The 1,142-nt window shown below is 42.6% G+C and carries 1 protein-coding gene; it reads left to right on the top strand.

Annotated features, from left to right (window positions below; genetic code table 11):
- The first annotated feature begins 89 nt into the window (after positions 1 to 89).
- Complete coding sequence (gene holA / locus ACRCJ0_RS14810) at positions 90 to 1,121, top strand: DNA polymerase III subunit delta (RefSeq protein WP_431390972.1); 1,032 nt, start codon at positions 90 to 92, stop codon at positions 1,119 to 1,121.
- Positions 1,122 to 1,142 lie beyond the last annotated feature (21 nt).

Here is a 1,142-nt window from a genome sequence, read left to right as displayed (position 1 = left end):
TCGTACGGATACAATGGGCGCTGTCCACTATATTTATTGGCCTAAATCCGCTAAAATAGACAGTGTGCAATTAAATTAGGAGGTAGGTTATGGAATTACAAAAGGCATTACAGGCGCTAAATAACGGGCAAATTGACCCCATATATGTACTACAAGGGCCTGAAACCTACTTAATCAACCGGTTTCTAACGGCCATTGAAGGTCAGTTTTTACAAGAAGACGCTAACGCCATGAATTACATGTCATTTGATATGGAAGAAGACAGCTTGGCGGACGTCATGGTTGAAGCCAACACCATTTCATTTTTCAATGAACCGAGACTGATTTTAATGCGGCAACCAGCTTTTTTAACGGGGTCACAGAAGAATACCATCAAGCAGGATGACACGTCCTTACTCGAATACCTGGACAATCCAGCTGATGATGTGGTTTTAGTCATTGTGGCTGATTATGAATCCTTAGATGGCCGGAAGAAAATTGTGAAACAACTCAAGAAGAAGGCCACATTTGTGGATACCTCTGTCATGGCCGAACCTCAAGTGAAGGACTATATGCAGCGGTATGTGGCTTCAGAAGGCGTCGATATGACCAGAGAAGCCATGGCTCTATTCTTGAAACGGACCAATTACCAGCTTTCCCAGTCCATTCGTGAGATGGACAAGTTGATTTTATATGTAGGGGGCGAGAAAAGGATCAACCAGCGAGATGCAGACTTGTTGGTGACACCGTCATTGGATGACAATATCTTCCATCTGACGGACCATATTATGCGTCAAGATTCAGCCGCTGCTTTAAGGTTATACCGCGAACTAATCGCACAGAAAAATCAACCCATCGCCATTCTTGGTTTACTCCAGTCTAACTTCCGCTTGTATACGCAAATTATCCAATTGAAGAAAGCGGGTTATGACCAAGGATCAATGGCTGAAACCATTGGCGTTCATCCATACCGGATTAAAATGGCTGGCCAATCGATTCATCCTTATTCGCCGAATTTACTTATGGTGGGTTATATGAAGTTGATTGAATTAGACTTTGATATCAAGCAGGGGAAAGTAGACCAACATCTTGGGATTGAGTGGTTTATTTTAGACTTTTGTTCAGGTAGGGCAGCAAGTTAACATATAGGCGAGAAAAATAGA

This window comes from Aerococcus sp. L_32, from assembly GCF_050689315.1.
Note: the sequence above shows the minus strand (reverse complement) of the source record. Positions and strands in the feature narration are given on the sequence as shown.

Excerpts from the sequence above, each read along its gene's own strand:
- holA (WP_431390972.1), top strand. The coding sequence starts at position 90 with ATGGAATTACAAAAGGCATTACAGGCGCTAAATAACGGGCAAATTGAC.